The sequence below is a fragment of the Actinoplanes utahensis genome (assembly GCF_016862455.1).
In the GTDB taxonomy this organism is placed as follows: Bacteria; Actinomycetota; Actinomycetes; order Mycobacteriales; family Micromonosporaceae; genus Actinoplanes; species Actinoplanes utahensis.
Genome location: NZ_BOMZ01000032.1, coordinates 1 through 4,257, shown reverse-complemented (window position 1 = coordinate 4,257; position 4,257 = coordinate 1). Strand labels below are relative to the sequence as shown.

General features: G+C 73.1%; 2 protein-coding genes. Both read left to right on the top strand.

The window, feature by feature from the left end; genetic code table 11:
* Positions 1 to 1,457: RecB family exonuclease (locus tag Aut01nite_RS10155; protein WP_373871462.1), on the top strand; the 1,457-nt coding region annotated here is incomplete at its 5' end.
* A gap of 76 nt (positions 1,458 to 1,533) precedes the next feature.
* Positions 1,534 to 4,257, top strand: a 2,724-nt coding sequence (locus tag Aut01nite_RS10150) for an ATP-dependent helicase (RefSeq protein WP_204037500.1), incomplete at its 3' end; no start/stop codon positions are given.

Below are 4,257 nucleotides of genomic sequence, written 5' to 3'. Positions count from 1 at the left end.
CCCCGCCGGACCATCCCGGCGGCCCAGGCCCCGGTTCCGGCCCCGTCGGCGAGGCTCTGTCCACGCACCCGGCCAAGTCCGGCGGCGCGGCCGTCCCGAGCGGTCCCATGGAGATCGGAGCCTCGCCGGCCGGGACGGGCGCGGCCTCTTCGGCTGATCACCCGGACCGGGCCGACATCGCCGCAACGCTCGCCGATCGTGCGGGCGCTGACTCGGCAGATCTGGTGAGGCCGGACCGGGCCGACATGGCCGCAACGTCCGCCGATCGTGCGGACGCTGACTCGGCAGATCCGGTGAAGGGGGCGCCATCCGCCACTGTCCCGGTTGTTCACCCGGAGTCACCGGGTGGCGCTGCTCCCATGGGGTTCGAGGATGCTTCGGCTCGCCCGGATGGAGCCGGTGCCCCGTCGGAGGTGGCCGACGAGGCCGGGGATCCGGAGGTGGAGATTCCGGTGGGGCGGCCGCCTCGGGCGTTGACCCTGGCGTCGTTGGTGGCCGAGTTGCGTACCGTCGTGGTGGGCAGTGCGGAGACGCCCAGCCGCAGGCGGGCCGCGGCGGCCGAGTTGGCGCGTCTCGCCGCGGCCGGTGTGCCGGGGGCGCATCCGGACGAGTGGTGGGGGCTGCTGCCGCTTTCCGACGACCGGCCGCTGATCGATGAGGGGGAGCCGGTCAAGGTGACCCCGTCGTCGATGGAGAGCGCGTTGCGATGCAGTCTGCGCTGGCTGCTGGAACGGCACGGCGGTGCGGCGCCGGCCGGTCCCGCGCAGGGGATCGGCAACCTGGTGCATGCCGCGGCGATGCTGGCCGAGGACGCGAACGCCGATCGGGAGAAACTGGTCGAGTACGTGGCTGCCCGGTTCGACTCGATCGAGCTGGCCGCGCAGTGGCTGGCCGGTCCGGAGCACGACCGCGCCCAGTCGATGGTCGACAAGCTGCTTCGCTGGCTGGCGGTGAATCCGCGGCGGCTGCTGGCGATCGAGCACGAGTTCACCGTCATGCTGGAGGACGAGCGGAACCCGATTCAGCTGACCGGCCGGGTGGACCGCTTGGAGGTCGACGAGGACGGCCGTCTGGTCGTGATCGATCTGAAGACCGGGAAGACCACTGCCGTCTCGTCCGCTGATGTGGCGGAGAACGCGCAGCTCGGCGGCTATCAGGCGGCGATCGACGCGGGCGCGTTCGACGATTACGGCCGGGAGAGCGGCGGGGCGGCCCTGGTGCAGTTGGGTCCCGGCAAGGATGCCCGGGAGCAGATGCAGGTGCCGTTGACCGAGGCCACCGACCCGCAGTGGGCGGATTCTATGGTGCGCCGGACCGCCGCCGCGATGGCCGCCTCCACTTTCTCCGCGGTGGCGAACAGCCGCTGCCGGATCTGCCCGGTCCGGACCAGCTGCCCGATCTCCGGCAAGGGCCGCCAGGTCGTCGAGCCGACCCCGTTACCGGACGGCCCGGCATGAGCTGCCCGGTGACGCCCGTGGCGAAGCCCGGCCCAGGCATCCTGACGCCCTTCCCGCACCGACCGGATCGAAGCCGATGACTCAGCCGACCCTGTTCGCCGAGGGCCCGCGGCCACGTCGCCGCCCTCAGTCCGGCCCCCGTTTCACCCCGCGTGAGCTGGCCCGCCTTCTGCGCCTGCCGGAACCGACTCCGGAGCAGGAGGCGATCATCGCGGCCCCGGTGCAGCCGTTGCTGGTGGTGGCGGGCGCCGGTTCGGGGAAGACCGAGACGATGGCGTCCCGGGTGGTGTGGCTGGTCGCCAACGGGTACGCCCACCCCGGCGAGATCCTCGGCCTGACGTTCACCCGGAAGGCGGCCGGGGAGTTGTCCCACCGGGTCCGGACCCGTCTGGGCCAGCTCAGCCGCCGTCTGGGCCGGGACGACGCGCTCGCCGGTGAGCCGACGGTCTCGACGTATCACGCGTACGCCGCCCGGGTCGTCACCGAGCACGGGCTGCGCGCCGGGTTCGAGCCGTCGGCCCGCCTGCTGACGGAGGCCGCCCGCTGGCAGATCGTCGATTCGCTGGTCCGTGTCTACACCGGCGAGATGACCGGCCTGAACCGTGCTCCCGGCACGGTGACCGACGACGTTCTGGCGCTGTCGGCCGAGATGTCGGAGCATCTGGTCGGCCCGGACGACCTGGCGGCCTGGACCGGCCGGTTCTTCGCCGACATCCAGGAGTTTCCGGGCCGGGTCTACAAGGACGTCTCGGAGATGCTGCGCCGCCAGCAGAACCGGCTCACCCTGCTGCCGCTGGTCCGCCTCTACGAGCAGCGCAAACTGGATCTGGAGGCGATGGACTTCGGTGATCAGATGGCCCGTGCGGCGCTGGTGGCCCGGGATCATCCGAAGGTCGGTGAGATCGAGCGGGGCCGGTTCCGGATCGTGCTGCTCGACGAGTACCAGGACACCAGCCACGCCCAGGTGATCATGTTGAACAACCTGTTCGGCGGCGGCCATCCGGTGACCGCGGTGGGTGACCCGTCCCAGTCGATCTACGGCTGGCGGGGCGCCTCGGCGGGCACCCTGGAGCGGTTCCCCGAGGAGTTCCGCGACCGGGAGGGCCACCCCGCCTGGGTACGCACGCTGAGCCGGAGCTGGCGCAACCGGCCGGAGATCCTCCGGGTGGCGAACACGATCTCCGCGCCGTTGCGGGCCCGGGCTCAGGTGACGAAGCTGGAGGCGTCGTCGCGGACCGCCGACGCGGTCGGCGGCCGGACGGTGGCGTGTGCGCTGCTGCCGACCTATGCCGACGAGGCCGCCTGGATCGCCGATTCGATGTTGACGGCGTGGCGTCTGGTCGCCGGCATGCCGTCCGCCGACCCGGGCGAGATCCCGCTCGAGGGCCGTCCGACCAGTGCCGTCCTGGTCCGGGTGCGCAGCCAGATCCCGGTGATCGAGGAGGCGCTGCGGTCCCGGGGCCTGCCGGTCGAGGTGGTGGGCCTGGGTGGGCTGCTGGACACCCCGGAGGTACGGGACGTGGTCTGCACACTGCGGGTGCTTGCCGACCCGACCGACGGCGCCTCGCTGTTGCGGCTGCTCACCGGTGCCCGCTGGCGGATCGGCCCGCGGGATCTGGTGGCGCTGCACCGGCGGGCGCGGGCGATCGCGGCGGCCCGTGCGGCGGCGGCGGGCCGGGGCGGCGACGACCCGGGGCAGGTGAACGTGGACCGGCTCGACGACGCGACCCTGGTCGAGGCGATGGCCGACCTGGGTTCTCCGCGGCAGTACTCGCCGGACGGCCATCGTCGCCTCCTGACGTACGGGCGGGAGCTCGCGGCCCTGCGCCGCCGCCTGGACCAGCCGTTGCCCGATCTGCTCGCCGACATCGAGCGCACCATCGGCCTGGACGTCGAGGTGGCGGTGCGCGGCTGGGCGGCGGGTGACGCCGGGCTGGCCCGGGGCCATCTGGACGCGCTCGGTGAGGCCGCGACCCGTTACGTCACCGAGAACGAGACCGGCACCGTCGCCGGGTTCCTGGCTTTCCTGGCCGCCGCCGAGGAGGAGGAGCGCGGGCTCGAACCGGGTCAGGTCGACGTCGTCGAGGGCGCCGTCCAGATCCTGACGGCGCACGCCGCGAAGGGCCTGGAGTGGGACGTCGTCTCGGTCGCCGGCCTGTGCCGGGGTGTCTGGCCGGGGATGGCCCGTTCCTCGGATCACTATCTCGGCGGGATCGGGGTGCTGCCGTTCCCGTTGCGCGGCGACTCGTCCGGCCTGCCCGATCTGGATCTCTCCGACGCCGTCGAGCAGAAGGACGTCGCCGGCGCGCTGTCCGTTTTCACCAAGTCCTGGCGGGAGCACGACGAACGGGAGGAGCGCCGGCTGGCCTACGTGGCGATGACCCGTCCGCGCCGGCTGCTGCTCTGCTCCGGTTACTGGTGGGGCGACGGGGTGAAGCGCCCGCGTGGCCCGTCGGTCTTCCTCGAGGAGGTCCGCGCGGCGTGCGCCGACGGCGCCGGGGTGATCACCGCCTGGACCCCGGAGCCGGCTCCTGGCGACGCCAATCCGAGTGATCAGGTGGTGGCGACCGCCGAGTGGCCCGCCGACCCGCTCGGCCTGCGCCGTCCCGCGATGGCCGCCGCCGCCGACCTGATCCGCCGCATGATCGAGAACCCGGACGCCTCCGCGGCCGAGGCCTTCGCCGACCTCGCGGCCGCCGATCCCGAGGTCGCCGCCCGCGCCGGCCTCGCGGCCGATCTGGTCGGCCTCGCCCCACCCGGCGCCGATCCCGTCCCTCCCGGTTGGTCCGTTTCCCCAACC